This is a genomic window from Corynebacterium sp. HMSC074C04 (assembly GCF_001838295.1).
Classification (GTDB): Bacteria; Actinomycetota; Actinomycetes; order Mycobacteriales; family Mycobacteriaceae; genus Corynebacterium; species Corynebacterium amycolatum.
Genome location: NZ_KV836272.1, coordinates 1212816 through 1237187, shown reverse-complemented (window position 1 = coordinate 1237187; position 24372 = coordinate 1212816). Strand labels below are relative to the sequence as shown.

17 protein-coding genes are annotated in these 24372 nt (G+C 59.6%); 9 read left to right on the top strand and 8 right to left on the bottom strand.

The window, feature by feature from the left end; all coding sequences use genetic code 11:
- Window positions 1–17: 17 nt before the first annotated feature.
- The 3 genes from HMPREF3011_RS09850 to HMPREF3011_RS09840 are packed head-to-tail and all read right to left on the bottom strand — an operon-like array spanning window position 18 to window position 3473.
- Window positions 18–830, bottom strand: coding sequence for a type 1 glutamine amidotransferase (locus HMPREF3011_RS09850; RefSeq protein ID WP_070841459.1), 813 nt, complete (start codon window positions 828–830; stop codon window positions 18–20).
- A complete protein-coding gene (locus tag HMPREF3011_RS09845; protein ID WP_038627359.1) occupies window positions 831–2180 on the bottom strand; it encodes a MurT ligase domain-containing protein in 1350 nt (449 codons plus the stop codon).
- A gap of 60 nt (window positions 2181–2240) precedes the next feature.
- Window positions 2241–3473: an exonuclease domain-containing protein gene (locus HMPREF3011_RS09840; RefSeq protein ID WP_052155567.1), complete on the bottom strand. Its 1233-nt coding sequence runs from the start codon at window positions 3471–3473 to the stop codon at window positions 2241–2243.
- Window positions 3474–3756: 283 nt separating this feature from the next.
- On the opposite strand from HMPREF3011_RS09840, the gene HMPREF3011_RS09835 reads away from it, so the two are divergent.
- Window positions 3757–4800, top strand: coding sequence for a hypothetical protein (locus HMPREF3011_RS09835; protein WP_038627361.1), 1044 nt, complete (start codon window positions 3757–3759; stop codon window positions 4798–4800).
- A gap of 202 nt (window positions 4801–5002) precedes the next feature.
- Here HMPREF3011_RS09835 and leuA read toward each other — a convergent pair whose 3' ends face one another.
- Window positions 5003–6820, bottom strand: a complete 1818-nt coding sequence (gene leuA / locus HMPREF3011_RS09830) for a 2-isopropylmalate synthase (RefSeq protein WP_038627363.1) — start codon at window positions 6818–6820, stop codon at window positions 5003–5005.
- Between the two features lie 328 nt (window positions 6821–7148).
- On the opposite strand from leuA, the gene HMPREF3011_RS09825 reads away from it, so the two are divergent.
- Both HMPREF3011_RS09825 and HMPREF3011_RS09820 read left to right on the top strand, forming a co-directional pair.
- Window positions 7149–9782 carry a YhgE/Pip domain-containing protein gene (locus HMPREF3011_RS09825; protein ID WP_070841458.1) on the top strand — a complete coding sequence of 878 codons (2634 nt, stop codon included), beginning with the start codon at window positions 7149–7151 and terminating at the stop codon, window positions 9780–9782.
- Entirely contained in the window at window positions 9782–12124 is a 2343-nt protein-coding gene (locus tag HMPREF3011_RS09820; protein ID WP_070841457.1) for a YhgE/Pip domain-containing protein, read from the top strand. Before HMPREF3011_RS09825 ends, HMPREF3011_RS09820 begins: the two co-directional genes overlap by 1 nt.
- Window positions 12125–12130: 6 nt before the next feature.
- Here HMPREF3011_RS09820 and HMPREF3011_RS09815 read toward each other — a convergent pair whose 3' ends face one another.
- Both HMPREF3011_RS09815 and HMPREF3011_RS09810 read right to left on the bottom strand, forming a co-directional pair.
- Window positions 12131–13144 carry a class C sortase gene (locus tag HMPREF3011_RS09815; RefSeq protein ID WP_070841456.1) on the bottom strand — a complete coding sequence of 338 codons (1014 nt, stop codon included), beginning with the start codon at window positions 13142–13144 and terminating at the stop codon, window positions 12131–12133.
- 158 nt (window positions 13145–13302) lie between these two features.
- Window positions 13303–14397: a DMT family transporter gene (locus HMPREF3011_RS09810; protein ID WP_246821506.1), complete on the bottom strand. Its 1095-nt coding sequence runs from the start codon at window positions 14395–14397 to the stop codon at window positions 13303–13305.
- A gap of 573 nt (window positions 14398–14970) precedes the next feature.
- Here HMPREF3011_RS09810 and HMPREF3011_RS09805 point away from each other — a divergent pair.
- From HMPREF3011_RS09805 to HMPREF3011_RS09780, 6 genes are all read left to right on the top strand, one after another.
- Window positions 14971–16236 carry an aspartate kinase gene (locus tag HMPREF3011_RS09805; RefSeq protein WP_070560676.1) on the top strand — a complete coding sequence of 422 codons (1266 nt, stop codon included), beginning with the start codon at window positions 14971–14973 and terminating at the stop codon, window positions 16234–16236.
- 9 nt (window positions 16237–16245) lie between these two features.
- Window positions 16246–17286, top strand: a complete 1041-nt coding sequence (locus HMPREF3011_RS09800) for an aspartate-semialdehyde dehydrogenase (protein WP_049171166.1) — start codon at window positions 16246–16248, stop codon at window positions 17284–17286.
- A gap of 840 nt (window positions 17287–18126) precedes the next feature.
- Window positions 18127–19083: an iron-siderophore ABC transporter substrate-binding protein gene (locus tag HMPREF3011_RS09795; RefSeq protein ID WP_016421885.1), complete on the top strand. Its 957-nt coding sequence runs from the start codon at window positions 18127–18129 to the stop codon at window positions 19081–19083.
- Between the two features lie 51 nt (window positions 19084–19134).
- Complete coding sequence (locus tag HMPREF3011_RS09790; RefSeq protein ID WP_222867362.1) at window positions 19135–20151, top strand: FecCD family ABC transporter permease; 1017 nt, start codon at window positions 19135–19137, stop codon at window positions 20149–20151.
- A complete protein-coding gene (locus tag HMPREF3011_RS09785; protein ID WP_370449822.1) occupies window positions 20148–21200 on the top strand; it encodes a FecCD family ABC transporter permease in 1053 nt (350 codons plus the stop codon). The genes HMPREF3011_RS09790 and HMPREF3011_RS09785 overlap by 4 nt, the downstream gene beginning before the upstream one ends.
- Complete coding sequence (locus HMPREF3011_RS09780) at window positions 21197–21991, top strand: ABC transporter ATP-binding protein (RefSeq protein ID WP_016421888.1); 795 nt, start codon at window positions 21197–21199, stop codon at window positions 21989–21991. Before HMPREF3011_RS09785 ends, HMPREF3011_RS09780 begins: the two co-directional genes overlap by 4 nt.
- Here the strand turns inward: HMPREF3011_RS09780 and HMPREF3011_RS09775 are convergent.
- Complete coding sequence (locus HMPREF3011_RS09775; RefSeq protein ID WP_016421889.1) at window positions 21988–22911, bottom strand: siderophore-interacting protein; 924 nt, start codon at window positions 22909–22911, stop codon at window positions 21988–21990. The two genes, HMPREF3011_RS09780 and HMPREF3011_RS09775, sit on opposite strands and share 4 nt — an antisense overlap.
- 111 nt (window positions 22912–23022) lie before the next feature.
- A protein-coding gene (locus tag HMPREF3011_RS11150) for an IS3 family transposase (RefSeq protein ID WP_371440771.1) occupies window positions 23023–24365 on the bottom strand; the annotation gives its coding sequence in 2 pieces (ribosomal slippage) (window positions 23023–23924 and window positions 23924–24365; 1344 coding nt in all).
- Window positions 24366–24372 lie beyond the last annotated feature (7 nt).

Below are 24372 nucleotides of genomic sequence, written 5' to 3'. Positions count from 1 at the left end.
GCGCGAAACCACAAAAACTAGCGCTCGCTCTTCGGACGCGGCTTGGACAAAATGCGCTCTTCGCGCAGCTTATCCACAACCTCGATGTCCAGCGGAGCCAAACTCGACAGGTCCTGGCCGGTCGCGCGGGCCAGCAAAAGATCAGCCAGCTGCGGATTGCGGGCCAGCACGGGGCCGTGCAGGTAGGTGCAGATAATCGAGCCCTGCACCGCGCCCTCGACGCCACCGGCGGGGTTAAGTGCAGCAACGTCTACTCCCGGAGCAATCCCGGAGTCCGCCTGCTCCACTTCCGGGCCAGAGTTGCCCACGCCACGGACAACCCGACCAAGCGGCTTCGCATCGGTACCCAAGGTCGTGCGACCCATGTGGTTTTCGAAGCCAGTCAGCGGGCTGGCGTCGACGTCGTCAAGCAAACCGTTCGTGGGATCGACGAGCGTGCAGATTTCGCCGATTGCGCGCGTGGGCAGCGAATCGGTGGTGCAGTCGACAAGGCCGAGACCTGCGACGTCGCGTCCGCCCGCGCGGAAAGAATTGCCGAAGATCTGGAAGCCTGCGCAAATTGCGAGGATCTGCTTGCCGGCATCGGCTGCCTTTTTGATGCCGCCGTCGTTAATCAGGTGCTCCACCGCGATGGTCTGCGCGACGTCCTCGCCGCCGCCGACGGTGTAAATATCCAGGTTGGTGGGGACGGCGTCGCCCAGCTTAATCGGGACGATCTCGGCGTCAATCCCACGCATCCGCGCGCGTTGCCGCAGCACCAGCGCATTTCCATCATCGCCGTAGGTGCCCAGCACGTCCGGGAGGATCAGACCGATAGATAGCTCGCTCATTTACTTTTCCTCCTGTGCTCGTTCGATGTCGCGCTTCAGATCGCGGAAGGCGGTGTAGTTCGCCAGCACCTCAACTCGGGTGACGCTTGACGACGACCCCCGCGCCTCACACGACCGGATCGCCTGCAGCGGATTTGCGACCAACCTCGCATCAATGCCCGCATACAGCAACCGCACCGCGAGGTCAGTTCCGCGTTCGCCCGCGGATAACACATCCATGCCGTCGAAGTCCTCGAAGCGGACATCCCACAGCCAGGACAGGTCCTCGCCGTCAGCGACGTGACCGTTGACCGCGATGACCACTGCATCCGCAGTGCGGTCGACCATGGACAGCGCCTCTTGCCAGCCGGCCGGGTTCTTGGCCAGCAGCATGCGCACGTGCTTCTCGGCGCCCTTGTCATCTCGCACAATCATGGTGGAGTAGCGGCCCGCGACGTTGTCGACGGTTTCGGTGGCGCGGAGGGATTTCTCCAGGTCCGCACCCATATCGACAGCGCCCGCGATCGCCAAGGTGGCGTTGCCACGGTTGGCGTTACCCGGCAGCGTGAGGTTCATGGGAAGGGTGTCGCCAGCAGGCGTGATGACGCCCTCGGCTGTGATGCGGTAGTCCGGCTCTGGGCGTTTGAACTCCGAGCCATCCGGGAGTGGCTTCACGGCATACCAGTTGTGCCCGTCCTGGATGATGGGGCCGCCGGTGCGCGGGGAAGAGGTGGCATCGTTGGTCCAGCCACCGCCCGCGGAGACCCAAATAACCTTCTTGGCATCCCATGCAGCCGACGCGATGAGTGGGTCGTCGCAGTTGGCGATGACCGTCGCCTGCGGGTTAGCGTCCACCGCAGCGCGGAGTGTGGCCTCAATCTTGTTAATCTCGCCGACGCGGTCGAGCTGGTCGCGGGACAGGTTCAGCAGCACCAGGACCTGTGGTTTCAGATCCTCTGCGATGTGCGGGACGTGCAGCTCATCGACCTCCAAGACCAGGCTGTCCGCATCGGGAGTGGCGAGCAGCGCGGAGATGATGCCCGCGTCCATGTTGTCGCCGCCTTCGTTGGTGGCCACGTTGTGGCCAGCGGCGCGCATGGCGGCCGCGAACATGCGGGTGGTGGTGGACTTGCCGTTGGTGCCAGTGATGATCGCGGCCGGCCGTCCCTTGCCGAGGGAGGCCAGAATGCGCGGGTCAATCTTCTGCGCAATCAGGCCACCAATCATCCCACCCGCGCCGCGGCCGGACTTCCGGGAGGCCCAGGTGGCGGCGTGGGCGGCGGCAGTCGCAAACCGAGCACGCAGGCTCGGGGAGCTTGCGCGATCGCGACGGTGGTCACTTACGCCGTTATGTGAAGTGCCTTCTTTCATAACTGTGTATTTTACTGTGAATAATTCGTAGAACGAATGCGCTGGCGACAAGCCCTAGCCCTACTTCTCCATCTCTCCGACCAGCCGCAAAAATGCCTCATCGGAAACAATCGGAATGTCCTTCCGGTGGGCATGCATGGCCTTGCCAGTCAGTTGATCCGGCGTCACATCCGCAGGCCGGTTACACACCAGCACCGACGACTCTCGCGTGACCTTCTCCGAGTACGCCAGCCCAGCCCGCACGCCCGCCGCAATCAAATCATCCGGGTCCAGCGACACCTCTGGTGCCACGACGAACTCCATGCCCGCAGCGAGCTTCCGCCCTGGTGTATAGCGGCCGGGGTTCTCCACGGGGCGCGGCGCCTCCATCGCGTCGACACGCACTGCCGAGCGCTGCAGGCCCACAATGTCCTCGCGCAGCTGGTCGGGCGTGTACATGTTCAGGGTTGCGCCCTCGTCCAATCCACCCTGTGCGCGGAACAGCGCAAGCGTAGTGGTGACATCATCCAACGTCCGCACCCGCTCTGGCACCGAGATGCCGGCAATCGATGCTTCGGGTGAAGGCACATCGAGGCCGTAGGCGCGCGCGACGGCGCGCAGGCGAGCGTCGTCAAGCCGTTTGCCCTGGCGACGCGCCGTTTCCAACGTATCGGCAATCCGCGCGGGCGCCGGAATCCGCGCGACGCGAGTACGCGTACGACGACGCCCCCGCTTGTTCCGTGCGGACCGCTCACGATTCGCTTGACGACGGGCCCTCTTGGCCTCGGCGACTATAAAACCCCAGACCAGCGGTGCATTATGAGCAACCAACGTGCGCCCATCGAGCGCGTGCGCGAGCTTGGCCTGGATCACCCCGAACTTCGGCGCCCCCTCGAAGTCCGCGGGCTCGAGGCCGTGGAGGTGTGTCGGGCCGGGATCTTCGGTGGGATTGATGACGACATGCCAGGTGTCCACGATGTTGCCGCTGCTGTCGGCGGTGGACACTCCCAGGCTGACCAGCCGAGACGTCTTGGGATGGATGCCCGTGGCCTGGATGGACACGATTGCGTAGGGAGCGTCCTCCGCCGACGAGAACTGTTTGTGCTCGTCAGCGGCCTTTGTTGCGGCGGTCTCGGCTGTGGCCGGTGTGGTTGCGGCGGTTGCAGCCGGGTCGGTTCGGTGCTGCGGATTGTGCTGGCCCTGGCGCTGTCCAGCTCCCGACGCGCGTTGAGAACGACGACGATTCCGCCGCCTCCTCTTCGTATGAGAAGAGGTCCCAGTCGCATTGCGCTCCTCGCGCGCCGATTCAGTCATGCCTCAAGACTAGCGGGTGCGCTCACCCACGGAGAAAGTGACCAGGTTTATGGCACTTTAAGCAAAAACTTTGCGACGATACTGCTATAAACCTGGTCAGTAACTTGGGTGCCCAATCGGAAGGGTCGTTGGGCACGGTCACATGGGTCCCATAAACCACGTAAACCACACACTTCCCAAAGTTTCTCCCCCGGTAGGGTGCCCAGCGGAAAGGGATGGAACCGGGAGGGTGCTTTTCGCGCCTTATTAAATAAGGAGCACATTAACCACGGGGCGGGGAGAAGTGAGCAATAAGAAACGCAAGCAACTGGTGGCGGACCAGTATGGAATCATTAGGCCGGAGAACCAGCCGGGGGACGGGTACCGCGAGGTCGCAAGGCAAGCGCGGGCCGGTTATCTGGAGCGGCTTTGCCGAGGCCACTATGTAGTCGCACACTCGTGGGAGGGACTCCACCGCGAAAAACGCCTGGCTATTACTGCGTTGGCGGTGGTCTCCGAGACGTCGTCAGGCGTTATTTCGGGAGCTGCAGCGCTGGCCTTGCATGGCTCGTGGGTGCTGGTGCGTGACGCGAAGATCGTGGTCGTGGGTGGGAGCCAGAAGTTCCACGGCATCGACTATTGTATGCGCCTGCGGTCGGAGATCCATCTGGATCACACGCAGGGGCTCGCGGACCGGCGGGTGGCGGTGCTCGCGCGTGCGGCTTTCGATGAGTGTCGGGTCCGACTCAGACAGAAGGGGCAGGAATCCGTGTCGTGGCGGGCGGCGGTGTTGGCCGTCGAAGGTGCGCTGCGGCATGGCGTCACGCGTGATCAGCTCGCGGAGATGCCAGCGCATTATCCTAGCTTGCGGGGTCAGGAGCTGTTTCACCGTGCGTCTGCGGTCTGTCATGGTCGCTGCGAAACGCCCGGTGAGGCTCTGACTAAAGCGGCGCTTCTCGAGCTCGGCCTGAAATTCCACGAACAAGCCGAGATTTGGACCCGCGGAACCAGCCACACGGCGCCGCATTTTCTTGCCCGAGTGGATTTTTACGTCCCCGACCTGCTGCTTGTGGTGGAGTTCGACGGCCACATCAAGTATTCGGCGAGCGAGGTCGCACCGACGCCCGCGGCCCAGTCCGAGCTGCTCACGCGGGAGACCTATCGTGAGCGTTCGCTGCGCGCAACGGGGCTTGATGTCGCGCGGGTGGTGTGGAACGAGGTGGAATCGTCGCATGCAGTTCGCTTATCGACGCTCCGTTCAATCCTCATCGAGCGCGAACGCGTCATAGCCGCAGGTGGGGTCACCTTCCGTGCGGATGTGCGCAATGCCGGTCCGTTGATTGGGTAGTTGGGGTGTTGGGTCAGGCCGTTAGATAGTTGGATAGCTGGGCCGCTGGATAGTTTGCCCCAAAAAGAAACTGACCAGGTTTATAGCAGATTCGGCCTCAAATTCGGGCCGGAAGCGCAATAAACTTGGTCAGTAACTCTGTGGAGCGGAAGGTTGTAGAGCTGAGCCCCAACTCCACAGCCAGCTTCCAGCGCGACAGGCCTTAAGCCAGTGCGCGGTTGACCGCGCTGGTGACTGCCTTCAGCGATGCGTAGGTGATGGAACCAGCGATGCCGGAGCCCCAGACCTTGGTGCCGTTGACATCTGCGAGGACGTAGGCCGCAGCCTCGGCATCGTCACCTGCGGTGCGAGCGTGCTGGACATACTCCTGAACGTCGACGTTGATGCCGAGCTTCTCCAGAGCGTTGGCGTAAGCGGCCAGCGGGCCGTTGCCGACCCCCTCGACGGTCTGCTCTTTACCCTCGTAGACGATGTGAGCCTTGATCTTGGTGGCATCCGACTCGTTCTGAGGGGCATCGACAGTCAGGGCGATCTGCTCGAGCGGAGCCTCGCGGTCCAGGTACTCACCTGCGAAGATGTCCCAAATCGCCTTGGAGTTGACCTCGCCGCCCTCGGCGTCGGTGACTGCCTGCACGACGGAGGAGAACTCAACCTGCATGGAGCGCGGCAGGTTCATACCGTGGTCCGTCTTCATGATGTAGGCCACGCCGCCCTTACCGGACTGGGAGTTCACGCGAATAACGGCCTCGTAAGAACGACCAACGTCCTTCGGATCGATGGGCAGGTAAGGAACCTCCCAGGTCACCGCGCGCAGGTCCTCGTCGGAAAGCTCCTTGACGGCAGCGCCCGGGCGGACCTTGTCTGCCATTGCGTCGAGGCCCTTGTTCACGGCGTCCTGGTGGGAACCGGAGAAAGCGGTGAAGACCAGGTCGCCGCCGTACGGATGGCGCTCCGGAACGCGCAGCTGGTTGCAGTACTCGACGGTGCGGCGGATCAGGTCGATGTCGGAGAAGTCAATCTGCGGGTCGACCCCCTGGGTCAGCATGTTCAGGCCCAGGGTGACCAGGCAGACGTTACCGGTGCGCTCGCCGTTGCCGAAGAGGCAGCCCTCGATGCGGTCGGCGCCGGCCATGTAGCCCAGCTCGGCGGTGGCGATGCCGGTACCGCGGTCGTTGTGCGGGTGCAGCGACAGGATGATGGAGTCGCGGCGGTTGAGGTTGCGGTGCATCCACTCGATGGAGTCTGCGTAGACGTTCGGAGTGATCATCTCCACGGTCGACGGCAGGTTGATGATGATTGGGTTCTCCGGCGTCGGGTCGATGACATCCACCACGGCGTCGACAACTTCTTTGGCGTACTCAACCTCGGTGCCGGTGTAGGACTCCGGCGAGTACTCCCAACGCCAGTTGGTGTCCGGGTAGTCCTTCGCGATGGTCTTAATCAGCTCTGCGGCGTCGGTGGCAATCTTCTTGATTGCGTCCTTGTCCTTACGGAACACAACATCGCGCTGCAGGATCGAGGTGGAGTTGTAGAAGTGAACGATGACGTTCTTAGCGCCGGCGCACGCCTCGAAGGTGCGGCGGATCAGGTGCTCGCGAGCCTGAACCAGAACCTGGATGGTGACGTCGTCCGGGATCATGTTCTTCTCAATGATCTCGCGCACGAAGTTGTAATCGGTCTGGGAAGCGGACGGGAATCCGACCTCAATTTCCTTGTAGCCCATCTGAACCAGCAGCTCGAACATGCGGCGCTTGCGCTCCGGGCTCATCGGATCAATCAGCGCCTGGTTGCCATCGCGCAGGTCGACGGCACACCAAACCGGTGCCTTAGTAATGCGCTTGTCCGGCCAGGTGCGGTCCTTCAGCTGGAAGTCCTGAACTTCCTGGTCGTAAGGCAGGTAGCGGTTGGTTGCCATCTGGGAGTTGCGCTGCTTATTCCAAGCAGGCTGTCCTTCCGGAATCTCGCCAGCAGGAGTGGAGATTACAGAAGGAGCGGAAATAAAAGCGTCGGAAGGAGACATGTTGTGGGCCTTTCTAATTCGGACTTTTCTTGTAGGCCGGCACAACTAACCCCGCGACGGGGAGCCGGCCTTAAACCCAAGCCCCGCCGCGGCATAGAAGCAGTAGTCCGCGTTGCATGTGATGTACCTTACCCCGATGGTTATATGAATTTCATCATTCGGGGGTTTTGGTGGGGGAAATGTGCTCGGGTTTTCCGTGCCGTAAGAGTTACGTGCCATAAGGGGTGAACGGCGTTGTCGACGGCTCCCAGTCAACCACCCCGCCCGCCGATAGTTCTAAAACTAGTACCAATGTATTTAGTGAAGTAAAGATGATAGCCTCCTTAAGGTGCAAACTAGCTGGTCTATTCTTAAGCGAGACTTGCGCCGTCTCCGCAATAGCCCAAGAGTGTGGGTAATCATCATCGGTGTGATGATTACCCCTGCCTTGTACTCCTGGTTCAACATCCCAGGCTTCTGGGATCCGTACGAGCACACCGAGAACATCGGTGTGGCAATTGTGAATGAGGACAAAGGCGCGAGTTCCACGGTTACTGGAAGCCTCAATATCGGTAACCAGGTGGTCAAACAACTAAAACAAAATCATGAACTGGGCTGGCAGTTCCCCGATGCCGAGAAGGCAGACCGAGATCTAAAGCGCGGTAAGGTCTATGCCTCAATCACCATTCCGTCGAATTTCTCCCAGGAAATGGTTGATCTGATCCAAGGCAAGGGGCATCCAGCAAAACTGACCTACCGCGCTAACCAGAAGATCAACGCAATCTCGCCGCACATCACGGCGCAGGGCGCGTCCGGCATTGATGGTCAGATCTCCGCTTCCTTTAATAAGGAGATCGCGAAGGCGGTCACCGAGCAGGTCAAGGAAGCTGGCGGTCTGATGCAAGGCCGGTTCGACGCTGCCCGTCTCAATTCCGCCGACGCTTTCCAGGATGTCGCTGATGCGGTTGCCAATAGCCGCGATGAAGTCGGCGCTATCCAGGAGCAGATTGGCGATCTGCAGCCGACGATTGCGCAGATTAAGAAGACTCTTGGCAGCGTAGATACGGCCCTCGACGATGCCCAGGATGCGTTGACGCAGGTGCAGGCGATTACTGGTGAGCTCAACAACGAGGTCCTGAATTTCTCCGCGGATCTCAACGATGCCTACCTGCAGGGCAGTACCGCCCTGGTAGAGAGCACCGGCAATGCCAACGCCGCGATCGGCGCGATGACTGGCAATCTGCAGGGCGCAATTTCCCGTTCGGATTCCGCGACGGCTGCGGCGGAGGACATCGTCAAGCAGGCGGATCAGGTCATTGGTGGGCTGAATTCCCTGTTGGATGCCAGCCCGCTCAACGGCCCGGATAAGCAGGCAATCCAGCGCACCATCGATGCGCTCGACGAGAGCAACGCCACCAATAAAGAGCTGGTGGAGGGCCTGAAGAACGTCTCCGGCTCGGCGCAGGGAACTCTCGACTCCCTCAACGCCACCAGCGAGGCATTGGCGCAGGCCACCAAGGACGGCAAGGCCGCCTCGGATCAGATCCGCGAGGCGTCCCAGGACGCGCTCCCGCAGTTGAGCAGGGCGCTTAATCAGCTCAACGCGCGCGTGGGCTCGTACGCGGCGGCGCTCGGCGCGCAAAAGGACACCGTCCGGGAAACGTCCGCGCTTCTCGACGCTACGAGTGGGCAGCTTTCCGCCGCGAATCAGGTCCTCGAGAGTTTCAAGGCTGACCTTGATGGCGTACGCGATGGCCTGGAAACCGCGCGTCTCGATGTTCTTACCCTGGGCACCACCGAAGAGCGCGAAGCTATGGAAATGGTCAATGACCTCGACCCCGAGGGAATTTCGCAGTTCCTGAGCGATCCGGCCGAGATCCAGACTGAGGCCGTGTTCCCGGTGGATCACTACGGCTCGGGTATGGCGGCGCTGTTTACCAACCTGTCGTTGTGGATTGGCGCGTTCATCCTGATTGTGATTTTCCGCGTGGAAGTTGATGCGGAAGGTTTCAAGGAAATCACGGTCGGCCAGGCGTACATGGGCCGTACCTTGCTGCTGGGCATCATCGCTATTTTCCAGGCGCTGATTGTCTCCATCGGTGACATTGTCATTGGTGTGCAGAATGTCAGCGCGGTTGCGTTCGTCCTCACCTGTGTCGTGGTGGAGTTGTGTTATCTCGCCATTATTTACAGTATGGTGGCGGCATTTGGGCACGTGGGACGCGGTATCGCCGTGGTGCTCGCGTTTATTCAAATCCCTGGTGCCGCCGGTCTCTATCCAATTGAGATGACACCGGACTTCTTCCAGGCACTGAATCCGTTCTTGCCGTTGACCTACGGTATTGATGCTCTCCGCGAGACAATTGGTGGTTTCTACTCCAATTACTACCTGAAGAACATGCTCACCCTAATGGTCATGGCAGTGATCGCCTACGTGGTCGGCTACTGGCTGCGCCGCAGCTTGTCCTCGGTCAACGTCTTGGTTAACCACCAGCTTGAAGAGGGCGGTCTGGTCAACAACGAAGAAGTCCATCTGGTCGGTAGTGGGTACAAGCTCAGTGACCTGGTCTTCGCGCTGCGCAACCGCGAGGAGTACCAGACGCGAGTCGATGAGCGGATGGAGAACCTGCGTGGCAGCTACACGCTGTTCATGCGCATTGCCATTGGTGTCGCAGTGGTCGCCCTGGTGATACTGGGTATTCTGGCCCGCAACTACCCGGATCAGAAGGCCCTGTTCTTCGGTCTAGCCTGCCTGTTCGTACTGCTCTGCCTCGCTTACATCGCGGTGCGCGAGTACGTCAAGCAGTCTGTGATTCACGCCCAGGAGCTCAGCGAGCTGTCGGAGGAAGAGCTGCGCGCCTACATGGAGCACCAGACTTCCCATCCGCATGCGTACTCGTTGGAAAATGCTGGCGATACGTTTGAGCCACAGACGAAGGTGTCGTCGGCAAGCGTGAAGACTTCCCCAGAAGGTGAAGCCTAATGAGAAACGTTCTTGAAATTGTGCGGAACGACTTTCGGGTGATCCGCCAGAACACGATGACCGGCATCATGGTTTTCGGTCTGGTGCTGATTCCGCTGCTGTTCACCTGCTTTAACGTGCTGGCCAGCTGGGAGCCGTTTGAGAACACCGAAAAGCTGAAGATTGCGGTCGCCAGTAATGACCGTGGTCATCGCACGGATATCGGTGCGATTGACCTCAACTTGGGCAATGAGGTGCTGTCGAAGCTGAGCCGTAATCACGACATTGACTGGCGGATTACGGATTCCAATGACGCCATCGATGGCACCAAGTCCGGTGACTACTACGCGGCAATCGTGCTTCCGGAGAACTTCAGTACCGAACTGATGACCTTCTACGTCCGCGGTACCAAGGCGCCGAAGCTGACGCTCTATACGAATGAGAAGAAGAACGCGCTGTCGTCGATCATTACGGGCAAGGGCGCAAGTGGCGTTATTCAGGAGATCGATAAGAACTTCACGCAGGTCGTCGCCAGCGTTGGTTTGGGCGCAATCACCTCGCTGGATGAGTACCTGGACACCTCCGACTCCAAGCAGGCGCTGACGCGCGTGCAAAACCGCGTTGATGACACCGCCGCGCGACTGCGTTCTGGCGCGCAGACTGCTCGTTCGCTGTCCACGCTGGTGGAGACCACCGTGCCACTGGTGGAGACTGCGGATTCCATCTTGGAAAACGCTGGTGCGCGGATGGATATTCTGCGCAATGGTTCGGGTGACGGCAACGTCGCCGGCGATCTGGAGGCCGCGGTCGGCAATGTCCGCGGCTCGGTTAGCACGGCGCTCGACGCAACGCAGGCGAGCTACGAAGGCGTGCGCGACCGGGTCAACGAGCTTGTCGACGGCACCCAGGCCACCAGCGGCGCGACCGCGGATACCTTTGATGCGATGGCGGCCAAGTTCGGCCAGCAGGCCGATGGTCTGACTGCGATGCGCGACCGCCTGGAAGACACTGTTGGGGCAGTGGTTCCGGGTATCGCGAAGCCGGGCTATGACCATGCAATCTCCGACTTGAACACCTCGATTGCTCGCACCCGTGGGCTGCAGGAGAGTTTCTCTGCCGTGGCAGCGGATTTGCGTGGTGGTCGGGATACGGGATCGTCGATAAGCCAGGCGAAGGACGCTTTCACGGCTGCGATTGCCGCTGTGGAAAATGCCAAGAACTCCTACGAGCAGAACCTGCGCCCGCAGATCGACGCACTGTCGGAACCGGTGTCGCGACTGAGCAATGACATCGAGGTCATTGGCGAGGACATTCGCGGCATTCGCGGTACGATTTCCGGCTCGCCGGTGGATACGCTGCGTAAGACCAGCGCTGCCACGATGGGCTTGAGCAACCGCTTCGATGATCTGGCCGCTCGTTTCGACGAGATCCACAACGCGCTGGAAGAGGCGAAGGACACCGGTGATCTCTCGCGCATTGCCGCGGCCATCGGTGACGACCCCAGTGCCCTGGCAGCGCAGTTGGCCGCGCCGGTGCAGGTCGAGGAAGACCCCGTCTTCCCAGTCAAGAGCTTCGGTGCGGGCATGGCGCCGTTCTATGCGACACTCGCACTGTGGATCGGTGCGCTGCTGTCGTCGGTGCTGATTCGCACCACGGTGCGTAGCCGCGGCGCTCAGAAGGTCGGCGATGAGGTCGGTGCTGATGAGGTCGAGGCCGCGGTCGATGAGGCGCAGAGCGATGAAGCGCTCGATGATGCGCAGAGCGATGCAGCCGCTGAGGTCGGCGATGATGCTGACGCCGAGGCCGTCGAGCCCAGCGACCAGCAAATCAACGCTGCCCAGACCGATGACTACACCCGCGTCGAGAAGTACTTCGGCCGGTTCGCCACCTTCGCCACCGTTGGCTTGGTTCAGGCCACGCTGATGGTGTTGGGACTCCAGGTGTACGTGGACGTCGATCCCGCACACCGATTCCTGATGCTGCTGGCCGGCTGGATGATCTCGCTGGTGTTCATGATGATCGTCTTCTCGTTCGTCTTCACCTTCGACAACGCCGGCAAGGCCATCTGCGTGCTGTTGCTGGTGATGCAGGTCTCGGCCGCAGGTGGCGCGTATCCGCTGCCTCTGGTGCCACAGTGGGTCCAGAACATTAGCCCGTGGCTGCCGGGTACCTACGCGATTGACATGTTCCGCAGCTCCATCGCCGGTATTTACGAGGCCGACTACTGGAAGCTGATGTTCATGTTGGCGCTGTTCATCATCCCGTCGCTGATCCTGGCACTGGGCCTCCAGCGCATCTTTGAAAAGGGAATCAACGGCATCAAGGACGCAATCGGGGAGACGAAGGTGATGGCCACCTCGTAAGGGGGCCTAATCCTCCGCCTCGTCGCTCTCGCGCTCGGCCTCCGGTTCGCCCTTGCCATCGCGCGAGAGCTTCCGCAGCCACCAAATCAGCAGCGCAATAATCACCGCCGCTGCTGCCAGGATGGCCCACATCCACCACTGCCACTGCGAACCGCTGCCGTCGAACACGGATTCCTCATCAGGATCCATCGGCACCTGGTGCCCCGTTATCAACAGGCGGTGCGTGTTAATGCCGTAAGGCGTGCACGTAATCAGGGTGATCAGGTCTTCTCCGGGGACGCGTCGTAAAGCATCGGTTTCATCCGGCTTTACGACGGCTACGTCGTGGACCTCATACTTCAACTTGTGCCCCGCGACTGCGATGTAAAACGCGTCGCCCTTTTTGACCTTGTCGAGGTTGTCCCACAGCGTCGCGTTCTGTAGACCCGTATGCGCCGACAGCGACGCGTGACGACCTTCACCCTCGCCCACGCCGCCGACCGGGAAGTCGGTGCCGTAGAGGTGACCGACCCCGCGCGAAAGCGACTTTTCCGAAGTGCCGTGGAAAATGGGCAGGTCAGAGTTGATGGACGGGATGACGATGCGGCCGAGCGCGTCGGTCTCGCCAAGCACGTCGAGGTAGTGACGATAGCGCTGGTACTCCGGGGAAGACTCGTCATCGGAGGTGGTCCAGGCGTCACCGGGATTGACCTCGCCGAGGCTGGCGTTGTACTCGTGGGCCTCGTTCCAGGCGGTGTCCAAGACCTCAGGAGGAGCGGATTTCTCCAGCTTGGAGTACTCATCTGCGGCGCGGGCTTGCAGGAAATTGTTCCACTGCGTTGCGACAACCGGGTACAGCAGCACGCCCAAACCACCAATGATCAACAGCAGGGCGATGATGGTGTTCGAGTTGAGCTTCTTGCCCTTTTGGGGCTTTGCTTTGGTGTTGGTTGCGGCGCTGGCGTTGGTATCGTTTGCGCGTTCGGACTTCCGCTTAGATGTCGGTTTAGATGCCCGCTTGGAATGGGAATGACGCGCCATCGAATCCTACCTTTGGTGACCTTGTGCATAGCGGCCACGGGGTCTTTCTCACCAGGGACAGTTCCCGGGCAGGGGATAGCCAGGCCGACAAATCGCTAACGACTTAATAAGTGCAAATACCAATGTAGGTGATGTGGCCCGAGAGGGTTGAACTCTACTCACCGCGCTGCGGTATCGGTGGAATCTGTGGTGGTGTTTGCGGAGCTTGTGGTGTCGGCGTTTGCGGTGTTTGCATCGGCTTTTGCGGTGCTTGTGGAGGCTGTGGCGGTGGCTTCTGCCGGCCGAGCCGCCAGGGCAATAGTGGCAGAAATCATGGTTGCCAGTGCGATAAACAGCGCCACCCACTGCACACCAACTGCCTGGAAGCGTTCACCAAGAACGATGTATCCCAAGCTGAAGGCAACAATCGGCTCCACGACGGTCATAGCTGGCAGCGAAGCCTGCAACGGTCCCGCGTTAAAAGCCGCCTGCTGCAGGCCGACGCCAATAACTGCCAGTGCCACCAGCAGCCAGAGTTCCCAGGAGAGCAAGAGCTGGACGAGTCCGCCGTTGACATAGGTATCGACCACCGACTTAGACAGCAGCGCGACGAAGCCGTACAGCCAGCCGGTTGCCGTGCCGAGCAGCAGGGCCTTCGGGTTCTGGCGTAGCACTCCGCGCTGTTTCGTGTCTGAGGTGCTACCTGTGCTGTTGTCGGTGCTGGAGCGGTCTGCGATGGCTGGGCTGTCACTCGTGTTGGAGCCGCTACCTGCGTTGGAGCCGCTACCTGTGTCGGTATTGGGCCACTGAACTGCAGCGGCGTACAGTCCGCAGGTGACCACGCCACCGGCGGCAAGAGCCCATCCCCACAGGTAGGTGGGGATATCGGTGGAGCCGGCAGTCGGCTTGCCGAGCAACACCAACGTCGCCACCGCAAAAGTAAGCGCTATCGACCAGATCATCTCTGACCGCGAAATCCGCCGACCATTGACCTTCGCCGCCAGCGGGAGCGTGAGCATCAGCTTCATAACCAACAACGGCTGTACCAGGAGCAACGTGCCAAATGCCAACGCTGCGACCTGAAATACATACCCGGCAATCGCCAGGCCCGAGCCCAGCCACCAGCGTGGCAGCTTCAGGGTCTTCGCCACTCCGCGAAGTGTGCTGGTGCCCTCTTCCAGTGTTCCGGAGAGGTTGTGGCGGATGACGGTTCCCCACGCGATGCTGAGCGCGGACAGCAGTGCCAGTATCGCAGCGAGAAGGTCATTGTTCACGTAGGGAATGCTAGGCATGCAACACTTGTCATGTCCACTTCGCAGGGGTTGGGCGGGGCAGTGTTTGGTGCCCGCAGCGCCGCGGGGAGTAGCTGGCGGATTAGCTGGCCCGGCCAAGATGCTGGCGGATACCGGGAGTTCGGGAGTGACACTGACTGAGCCCGGAGTTCCTGGCACAGTACCGAGAGTTACTGACCTAGTTTATGTCAGTTTTGACAAGTTTCAGGGCTTATTTTTGTCATAAACGTAATCAGTTTCACATTTGCAGCCCGCTGGCAGCCCGCAGCCGCGCCCGATTCACACCCAACCGACACCCAACCCACAGCCCAAGCACCCCAAACACCCCAGCCGTCACACTCTCAACGCGCAGCCGCGCTCACCCCACGCCCAACCACGACCCCACGCAACCACGATCCCGCAAACCCCCACGCAACCACGATCCCGCAAACCCCCACGCAACCCCCACAAGCTACGTTTTGGTAACCCACTATGTAATTACGAATGCAACTCAAGTAAATTGAGTCAATAATAGTTACTTGCATATAGTTGCCTAGTTTTTGGAGGTTGCCGACCATGGCACTGGTTGTGCAGAAGTACGGTGGTTCATCCCTGGAGAGCGCCGAACGCATTCGTCGTGTTGCAGAACGAATTGTGGAAACCAAAAAGCAGGGCAATGACGTCGTGGTTGTCTGCTCGGCAATGGGCGACACCACCGATGAGCTTCTGGACCTCGCTGAGCAGGTCAACCCGGTCCCGCCGGGACGCGAGATGGATATGCTCCTGACCGCCGGTGAGCGTATTTCTAATGCACTGGTCGCTATGGCGATTGCAAGCCTCGGCGCCTCGGCTCGGTCTTTCACCGGTTCACAGGCCGGCGTGATCACCACGGAGCGCCACGGTAACGCCCGCATTGTCGAGGTCACTCCAGGTCGCGTCCGCGAGGCCCTCGATGAGGGCCATATCTGCCTGGTGGCCGGTTTCCAGGGGGTGAACCGCGAGACCAAGGATGTCACTACGCTGGGCCGTGGTGGCTCGGATACCACTGCGGTTGCCCTCGCGGCAGCTCTGGAGGCAGATGTCTGCGAGATTTACTCCGACGTGGACGGCGTGTACACGGCGGATCCGCGCATTGTGCCGGATGCACAGCGCTTGGACAACATTTCCTTCGAGGAAATGCTGGAAATGGCTGCGGTTGGCGCGAAGATTTTGCAGCTGCGAAGTGTCGAATACGCCCGCGCGTTTAATGTTCCGTTGCGTGTGCGTTCGTCGTATAGCAATGAACTTGGCACCCTTGTTGATGGATCGATGGAGGATATCCCTATGGAAGAAGCAGTGTTGACCGGTGTGGCGCATGACCGCTCCGAGGCGAAGGTGACCGTGCTGGGCATTCCGGATGATCCGGGCCAGGCGGCGAAGATGTTCCGTGCTGTTGCGGATGCGGAGATCAACATCGATATGGTGCTGCAGAACGTCTCTACCATCGCGGATAACCGCACTGACATTACTTTCACCTGCCCGCGCGAGGACGCTCCGAAGGCGATGGCGTTGCTGAAGAAGCTGCAGGCTGACAATGACTGGAACGACGTGCTTTACGACGATCACGTGGGCAAGGTCTCCTTGGTCGGTGCTGGCATGAAGTCCCACCCGGGTGTGACTGCGACGTTCTGTGAGGCGCTCGCTGATGAGGGTGTGAATATCGACCTGATTTCCACTTCTGAGATTCGTATCTCGGTGCTGGTTAATGACCAGGATGTCGATAAGTCTGTGAAGGCTCTGCACGACGCTTTCAATCTCGGTGGCGACACCGAGGCTGTTGTTTACGCTGGTACGGGACGTTAAGGAGTTCTTATGACCACGATTGCTGTTGTTGGTGCCACTGGTCAGGTTGGCCGTGTGATGCGCACCCTGTTGGCGGAGCGTAATTTCCCGGCCGATAAGGTTCGTTTCTTCGCTTCTGCTCGTAGTGCGGGCAAGGAGTTGGAGTTCCGCGGCGAGAAGATTGTTGTCGAGGATGTCGCGGCTACTTCGGATGAGGATCTGAAGGGCATTGATGTCGCGGTGTTCTCCGCTGGCGGCACGCTGTCGAAGGAGCAGGCGCCGCGTTTTGCGGCTGCTGGCGCTGTTGTTGTTGATAACTCGTCGGCGTGGCGTAAGGATCCGGAGGTCCCGTTGGTGGTCTCCGAGGTCAACCCGGATGCTTTGCAGGACATCCCGAAGGGCATTGTCGCGAATCCGAATTGCACCACCATGGCCGCGATGCCGGTTCTCAAGCCGCTTCACGACGAGGCCGGGTTGCAGCGTCTGCGTGTGTCCTCCTATCAGGCGGTCTCGGGTTCGGGCCTTGCTGGTGTGAATACTCTGGCTGGCCAGGTGCGCGAGAACATCGACAACCTGGAGAAGCTGACCACTGATGGTTCGGCTCTGGTTGCGGAGGACTTTGGTCCGTATGTCGCACCGATTGCTTTCAACGCGCTGCCGGTGGCTGGAAACTTTGTTGATGATGGTTCGCTGGAGACTGATGAGGAGCAGAAGCTCCGCAATGAGTCCCGCAAGATTCTGTCTATCCCCGAGCTGGCTGTTGCTGGTACTTGTGTGCGCGTTCCGGTGTTCACTGGCCACACGCTGGTGATTCACGCTGAGTTTGAGAATGCTCTGTCCGTAGAGAAGGCAACCGAACTGCTGGAGTCCGCGCCGGGCGTGAAGGTCGTCGACGTTCCGAATCCGCTTGCCGCCGCTGGTGTGGATGAGTCCCTGGTGGGTCGTATCCGTGTCGATCAGTCGGTTCCGGAGGGGCGTGGCCTGGTGCTGGTTGTCTCTGGCGACAATCTGCGTAAGGGCGCTGCTCTGAATACCATCCAGATTGCGGAGTTGTTGGTCGCTGACCAGTAGTTGAGCGCAGTACTTAAAAGCGCAAAAAGTTAAGCCTCGGCACTTAGCGAACTTCGTGCTCTCAATGACAACTACTCCCCACTAGTCGGTAACTGATTTCTCAGTCCAACTAATGGGGAGCAGTTCACATTGTTGCGGTAGGGGGCCTATTTTTTTCTTATTGACGCCCACGCTTTCCGCTTGGCTGCAGCGCCAGCGGAATGTGAGATTGTGCGAGCGCAGTGCTGGGGGGGGATTGCGTCACGGGAGGCGCCGGCGCCCTATTTGGCGGCGTGAGGATGTGCAGATGTCGCTAGACCGGGAATGCGTGGCCGACGGCGCCGTATTTGGGGCGCTAGCAGGGGTGAATGTCGCTAGAACGGGAATGCGTTAAAGACACTGATTTGCAGCTCCGCAAAACTGCAGGTCAGGGAATTGTCGCAAAATTCGGAGGCGCGCCTGTGCTGACAGATTCCCGTTCTAGCGACATTTCGACCTTCGAAGTGCAACTTTTCCGACAGTTGGTGCCACGAGTTGCAATAGCGCGAGCATCTCGGCACTGAGAGCCAGGGTGGCGAGGGTGGCTAGGGTGGCCAGGGCGGTGACAGTGGCCAGGGTGGCTAGGGTGGCCAGAGTGGCGTCGGGTGGCCAGCGTGGCGACGGTGGCCAGGGCGGCGATGGAGTCGGTAGCGGCCGAGCAGGAAGCGGACTAACTTAGGGTAGCCTGTTGTGTGGTTAGCCTTACCTGTGTAATATAGACCCGATTGCTGTGTTGGCCGTAGCCGAAAGAGGCCATCAGTCTCTTGGGGCTACGGGTACTTTACAGCGTCTCAAAGAGTTCCTTACACATTAGGCTTTCACATGTTTCGAAACAATTCGCTGACCCGTCGAGCGGCGCTGAAGACCGCCGCTGTCTTGGCAGCATCCACTCTTGTTCTGTCTGGTTGCTCCCGAGGCGACGACGCGGCGGCGTCAAAAAATGAGGGCACCGGGGACGAGCGCATCGCCGCAGTTGGCCTGGGAGACAGCGATACCTTGCTCGCTCTAGGCATCCAACCAGTCCTCGTAGCGCCCTGGGGTGCTGAGGGAGATGTTGATGCGTCTGGCGTCGGCCCATGGGCTACCGAAAAGCTCGGCGACAACAAGCCTGAAGTGGTTTACGGTACTGCCAACGGATTCACTGCTGAAATCCTGGAGAAGATCTCCGCCGCTGATCCGGACAAGATCATTGCGGTGAACTCTGCCGTAGACGCGCAGGCGAAGAAGGCGCTTAATGACATCGCCCCAACCACCGTTAAGCCAGACGGTGCCACGGACTGGCAGATCCCCTGGCGGGATCAGGTCAACCAGATCGCCGGCGCTGTAGACAAGCAAGAAGAAGGCGACAAACTCGTCGAAGAAACGCAGAAGGCCTTCGATGATTTCCAACAGCAGCACCCTGAGCTCAAAGGCAAGCGTGCGGCTATTGTCATGCCTTATCAGGGAAAGATCGGCCTGTACACCTCCGGTGACGGTCGCGGGCAGTTTATCAAGAGTCTGGGCTTCGAGATCCCGAAGGAGCTCGAAGGTAACGGGGGCGAGTTCTACCGCGACATCGCACCTGAGAACTACAGCGACCTCAACAACGTCGATTACCTCTTCATCCTTGATTACCAGGGTGCCGCCGATACCTTGAAGAAGGATCCAACATTCAGCAAGCTGGACGTTGTTCGCGAAGGCAAGGTCCGCTGGATGGACGAAAACGTGGGCAATGCAATGAGTATGCCGAACCCATTGACCATCCCCTGGGCAGTCGACAAGTTCTCTGACGCAATTTAATTGAAAGTGTCCGTTTCAAGAACTCGACATTCTTTGGTGTTTTCCCGGCGTTTGCTTACTTCGGCCGCACTCGTTGGCTTGGCTTTGCTGCTGCTTGCCTCCCTGTACTTGGGTTCCAAAGATCTTTCCATTGGCGAAGTGACCAGCATCCTCATGCATGGTCCGCACCCATCTACGCAATCCGGCATCAATGCTGAACAGTCCGGCATCATTTGGGACTTGCGCGTTCCGCGCACCCTCTTGGCTGTGATCACAGGCGCAGCCCTGGCTATGGCGGGTGCCATTGCTCAGAGCTGGACCCGCAACCCCCTGGCAGATCCCGGCATTATCGGCGTGAACGCTGGAGCAAGTTTCGCAGTCGCTGTGGCACTGACCTTGGGCTGGGCAACGACGGTCGGGGAGCGGACACTTGTAGGGCTCGTCGGGGCGGCCGTCGCTGCCTTAATCGTGCTGTTGATTTCCCGCGTATCGCGTAACCCGCTAACTCTGGTACTCGTGGGCGTGGGAGTTACCTTCGCCCTGCAAGCGGCCACGAATATGCTGAGCCTCTATTCTTCCGACACCCTGGAAGGGCTCCGCCGCTGGACCGTTGGCTCTACGGCTGGGCGGGGTATGGAAGACGTGGCCTTAGCTGCTTTAGGTCTAGCACTAGGTGCTCTATGTGGTGCGCTTGCAGCACGCCCGCTGGATCTACTTGCGATGGGAGAGGACTCCGCCCGTTCCCTTGGCAGCTCGCCCACGAGAACCCGCTTGTTGGCTGCCGCAGCGGTGATCATCCTCGCCGGCTCGGCGACAGCCACTGTGGGGCTTGTGACATTCGTGGGCTTCGCCGTGCCACACCTACTACGCCCGTTTACCGGCCCGTCCCTGACTCGCCTCTTGCTGCCGACCGGCATTGTTGGTGGCGCGGCTGTGTTGCTAGCCGATATTGTGGGCCGCTTCGTCCTGCAGCCTAACGAGCTGGAAATGTCCATTGTCTTAGCTATTGTCGGTGCCCCAGTGATGATTCTGGCGGTGCGACGTAAGAAGAGTTCACCGACCTCGAATGACTCGGAGCTGACGATATGAGCGATATGACGTCTATCCGTAGTATTAAGCGTTCACGAAGCAGACGCGTCCTGGCGGCTTCGGCAGGGTTCGCCCTCATAGCGGCTCTTTGTTACTGCTTAATCCTGGGGCAAGGAGCGGTGAAGCTCAGCCCGATGGAAGTCATCGAGGTTCTCACCGGTGGGGGCACACAGCAAGCAATCAACGTGGTGTGGGATCTCCGCCTGCCTGTAGCAATCGCTACCGTTCTGGTCGGCGCGGCTCTAGGGCTGGCAGGTGCGTGGACTCAGACCATGGCCCGCAATCCGCTGGCCAGCCCGGACATTCTCGGTGTATCCGGCGGCGCGGCGGTTTTGGTTGTGGCGGGCACCGTAGTTACCCGCCCTGCATGGAGTGAGGGGGTGCCGACGTTCTGGTGGCGTGCTGCACTCGCTTTGCTTGGCGCACTAGTGATCGTTGGTTTGCTCGTTCTACTCGGTGGCTTCGGGACGTCGCAGCGCGTAGTGGTCATCGGCCTGGCACTGTCTTTCCTCACGCAGTCTTTAGTGCAGTATCTCCTGCTCCGGGCTGACTTAACTCGTGCCACGGATGCCCAAACTTGGCTCGCTGGGTCTACCGGCTTTGTGCGTATGGAAGCTTTGTTGCCTATGGTGTTGGGCCTGTTGCCCTTCGTAGTTTTAGGCCTCTGTGTTACGCGCGATGTCCCTCTTCTTTCTCATGATGACGCCACCGCGTCCACACTTGGGGTAAATGTCACGAGGGTGCGCGCTATTTTGCTCATTGCCGCAACGGGCATTGTCGCGGTGGTGGTTTCCTTTGTCGGCCCAATTGGATTCGTGGCACTATTGGCTCCTCAGCTGGCCAAGCTGGTGGCCGGAACGCCCACGCCCCATCCGTTGTGCTCTACTTTTGCAGGCGCTGCTCTATTAGCTGCGTGCGCCGTCGTGGCGGGCGCACTGCCATTTACATCCCCTGTGGGTTTGGTTACCGCCATCATCGGTGGCCCCGCGTTGGTGTTGCTTGTGTGGTTGGCGGCCCGTCGCGGAACTCTGAAAGGAATGGTTCAATGAACGTTCAGGTTGATCACGTCACCGTGGGCTACAACGACGGCCCAAGCATTGTTAAGGACGTGTCTTTCACTGCAGAGCCCGGGAAGGTCACCACGCTCTTAGGCCCCAATGGTTGTGGCAAGTCGACGTTGCTCAAGACGCTTTCTCGGCTGCTTGCTCCCGCCGAAGGACGGGTTCTTGTAGAGAAAAAGGACGTGCATAGTTTGCGGTCGCGCGAAGCCGCCCAACTAATTGCGCTTTTGCCACAACACCCGCTGTGTCCGGCGGGATTGACCGTTGGAGAACTTGTGGAGCGCGGACGGCACCCTTATCGTCGATCGCTCTGGGGTGGGGGAGCGACGGCGTCAGAAGATAAAGAAAAAGTGCGCGAGGCGCTGAAGAAGACGAAGGTTGACCATCTTGTTGCCCGCGACGTGGCGGAGCTTTCTGGCGGCCAGCGGCAGCGGGTCTGGATGGCGATGGTGTTGGCGCAGGATACGCCAATTGTGCTGTTGGACGAACCGACTACCTACCTAGATCCGGCACATGCGATAGAGATTCTAAGTATCGTGCGGGAGCTCGCTCAAGAGGGCAAGACGGTGATTACCGTACTTCATGATCTTGGCCTGGCGGGAGCTTTTAGCGACGAGATGATCGTCATGAAGGAAGGGGAAAAGATCGCCGAGGGTTCTCCAAAGGAGGCTCTGACGGTGGATGTGTTGCGCGAGGCATATGGCTTGAATGCCGAGGTGTGGGAAGATCCCCGCGGTATGGCTCCGATTATTGTGCCGCGAGGGATTGTGGCCAATTAAGGCCGTGCCCTGCCTAGGAACCAATAGGGGCACCACTGCACGGATTCGCTATTGAGGCCCCAGGTGTGAATTGCGTGGCGCCGTACTTCCTTGCAGAGCTGTCCTTCACCCGCGACCCAGACGTACTTCGACTGTGTTGCGGGGTGTTCGGCACGGTCCAGTTGCTGTAGGTGGGACATCACTGCCGTGCTGAAGTCCGTTGTAGCGCTAAACAGCACTTCTAGGCTGCCCAGCTTGCTCTCCCAGTCGGCGACGAGGGATGGCTCGAGGTCACCATGGTTCTCGGCGACCACTACGAGGTGTATGTCGCGCAACTGTTCCGGGGCAAACGCATCCGCGTAATCCAAAATGGCGCGAACGGAAGGTACGGCAGATGGGTCTGCGATAAGTGTTTGTGAACTTTGCGCGCGGTGCCAGAGGCCCTGGCATGTCCAGATGCCTACCTGGTCGCCAACACGAGTTGCAAGAGCCCAGGCGAGCCCTGGTCCGACGTGCTCATCCTTTGGATTTTTGACGCCATGTGTCGCCACGTCGAAAGTTATCTGTCCGCACTCGGGATCGAGTGAGCGTACGGTGTACCAACGTAAATTTGGGCGTTGGGTCTCCGGCATGGCTGTAACGCTTGCGCGGATATTGGCGCCACCTCCGTGGAGTGGTAAATGGAGATTCTCGCCGGGCTTAGCCGGCATAAAGAGGCCAAAGAATTCGTCCGGGCCGGAAAGCTGAAAGCCGACTAGCTCGGGGGAGCGGATGACAATCCTCTGCAGGTTTTCTGCCGGGGCGCTGACGTCATAAACAGTGGCGCGGATGATTCGATGGTGCGGTTCAGAAGGGGCGGCCAAGAGTAGGTGGTCAGAAAAGGCCGCGCGGTAGGCGGAAGTGTTCGTCGGAGTGTTCAGGGTAACTGGGTTCGAGGTCATAGTGGGAGTTAACTTACCCTTACCTAAAGCAAAAGTGAAAGGGTGAGGGGCAGAAAAAGCCCCGCGGGGATCCGAGGTGAACTGGTCCCCGAAAGTTGGACTGGTTTAATTCTAGGCGGTTAGGGCTTCAAGGGTCTGATTCCGATATTGCATCGGGGTCAGGCCCTTGAGTCGTTGTTGGACGCGTTCGGTGTTGTACCACCCGATGTACTCATCGATCGCCTGGTTGAACTCTGCGACCGTGTCGAAGACTTCACCGTGGTACATCTCGGTTTTCACGTGCCCGAAGAAATTTTCCATGACCGCGTTGTCGTAACAGTTGGCTTTACGCGACATCGACTGAACACCACCGTTGTCGCCAATCAAGTCACGCCAGGAGGCATGCTGGTACTGGAAACCTTGGTCAGTGTGCATCATCCACCCGGGTTCAGGTGCCCACGCCGCGATCGCCTTGGACAAAGAATCGGTGGTAAACGCGGTCGACGGCGATGTAGCCACGGTGTGGGCAACAATTGAACGGTCGAACAAGTCCATCACCGGTGACAGGTAGACCTTGCGGCCTGCAACCCTGAACTCGGTGACGTCGCTGACAAAGACGGTATTTGGCTGATCCGGGGTGAATTTGCGGTCAAGTTTATTGTCAGCAATGCGGCTGATCGTCCCAACATAGGAAATATACGGTCTGCGCTGGCGAATCTTAGCTCGAAGCCCCATCTGGCGCATGAGTTTGTAGACGAGTTTGTGGTTGACCACCCAGCCCTGGTTGCGTAGGTCAAGTAGCACTCGCCGGTAGCCGTAGCGATGCTTGTTACGCTCGAAGCTTTCCCGAATCGCTTGCTTGAGAACGGCGTGGTTATCTGGCTTACTGAGTCGTTGTTGGTGGTAGAAGAACGTCGACCGTGGGATACCTGCTGCCTCTAGGAGATATTCCAAGCGGTGGTGAGACTTGAGGATGACAATCGCCTGGACTTTCAGGCGCGTCCCTGATTCCTCAAGTCCCGCAATTTTTTTAGATAGGCATTTTCGGCCCGCAACCGTTCGTTTTCGCGACGCAGCTTGTCTTCCTCCGACAGCGGCTTCGGCGTGACCGATCCTTTGGGCCTGCCCTTCGGCTTTGGTTTCAACGCGTCATCGCCGTCTTTGCGCCATTTCCACGACCACCCACTGACCAGCTGCTGTGATGACAGGCCAAATTCGCGCGCAAGATCCATCGCTGTCTCGCCAGCAAGGTGGCGTTGGACAACTTCCTTCTTGATTTCAAACGAGTACTGCTGCTTAGTCGGTTTCTCCACAAGACATAGCCTGCCATGCAGCACAAACCGACAATAGAGCCGGCGCGCAGCGTGTTTGGAGACACCCAGAACATTGGTAGCCGCTGTATAACCCATGCCTTGCTGAAATAGTTCAACCAATTGCTCGCGCTGATATTCACTTAGCGAACTTCGTGCTCTCAATGACAAC

Coding starts and splice junctions, on each gene's coding strand:
- HMPREF3011_RS09850 (WP_070841459.1), bottom strand. CDS start 830: ATGAGCGAGCTATCTATCGGTCTGATCCTCCCGGACGTGCTGGGCACC.
- HMPREF3011_RS09845 (WP_038627359.1), bottom strand. CDS start 2,180: ATGAAAGAAGGCACTTCACATAACGGCGTAAGTGACCACCGTCGCGAT.
- HMPREF3011_RS09840 (WP_052155567.1), bottom strand. CDS start 3,473: ATGACTGAATCGGCGCGCGAGGAGCGCAATGCGACTGGGACCTCTTCT.
- leuA (WP_038627363.1), bottom strand. CDS start 6,820: ATGTCTCCTTCCGACGCTTTTATTTCCGCTCCTTCTGTAATCTCCACT.
- HMPREF3011_RS09820 (WP_070841457.1), top strand. CDS start 9,782: ATGAGAAACGTTCTTGAAATTGTGCGGAACGACTTTCGGGTGATCCGC.
- HMPREF3011_RS09815 (WP_070841456.1), bottom strand. CDS start 13,144: ATGGCGCGTCATTCCCATTCCAAGCGGGCATCTAAACCGACATCTAAG.
- HMPREF3011_RS09805 (WP_070560676.1), top strand. CDS start 14,971: ATGGCACTGGTTGTGCAGAAGTACGGTGGTTCATCCCTGGAGAGCGCC.
- HMPREF3011_RS09800 (WP_049171166.1), top strand. CDS start 16,246: ATGACCACGATTGCTGTTGTTGGTGCCACTGGTCAGGTTGGCCGTGTG.
- HMPREF3011_RS09795 (WP_016421885.1), top strand. CDS start 18,127: ATGTTTCGAAACAATTCGCTGACCCGTCGAGCGGCGCTGAAGACCGCC.
- HMPREF3011_RS09785 (WP_370449822.1), top strand. CDS start 20,148: ATGAGCGATATGACGTCTATCCGTAGTATTAAGCGTTCACGAAGCAGA.
- HMPREF3011_RS09780 (WP_016421888.1), top strand. CDS start 21,197: ATGAACGTTCAGGTTGATCACGTCACCGTGGGCTACAACGACGGCCCA.
- HMPREF3011_RS09775 (WP_016421889.1), bottom strand. CDS start 22,911: ATGACCTCGAACCCAGTTACCCTGAACACTCCGACGAACACTTCCGCC.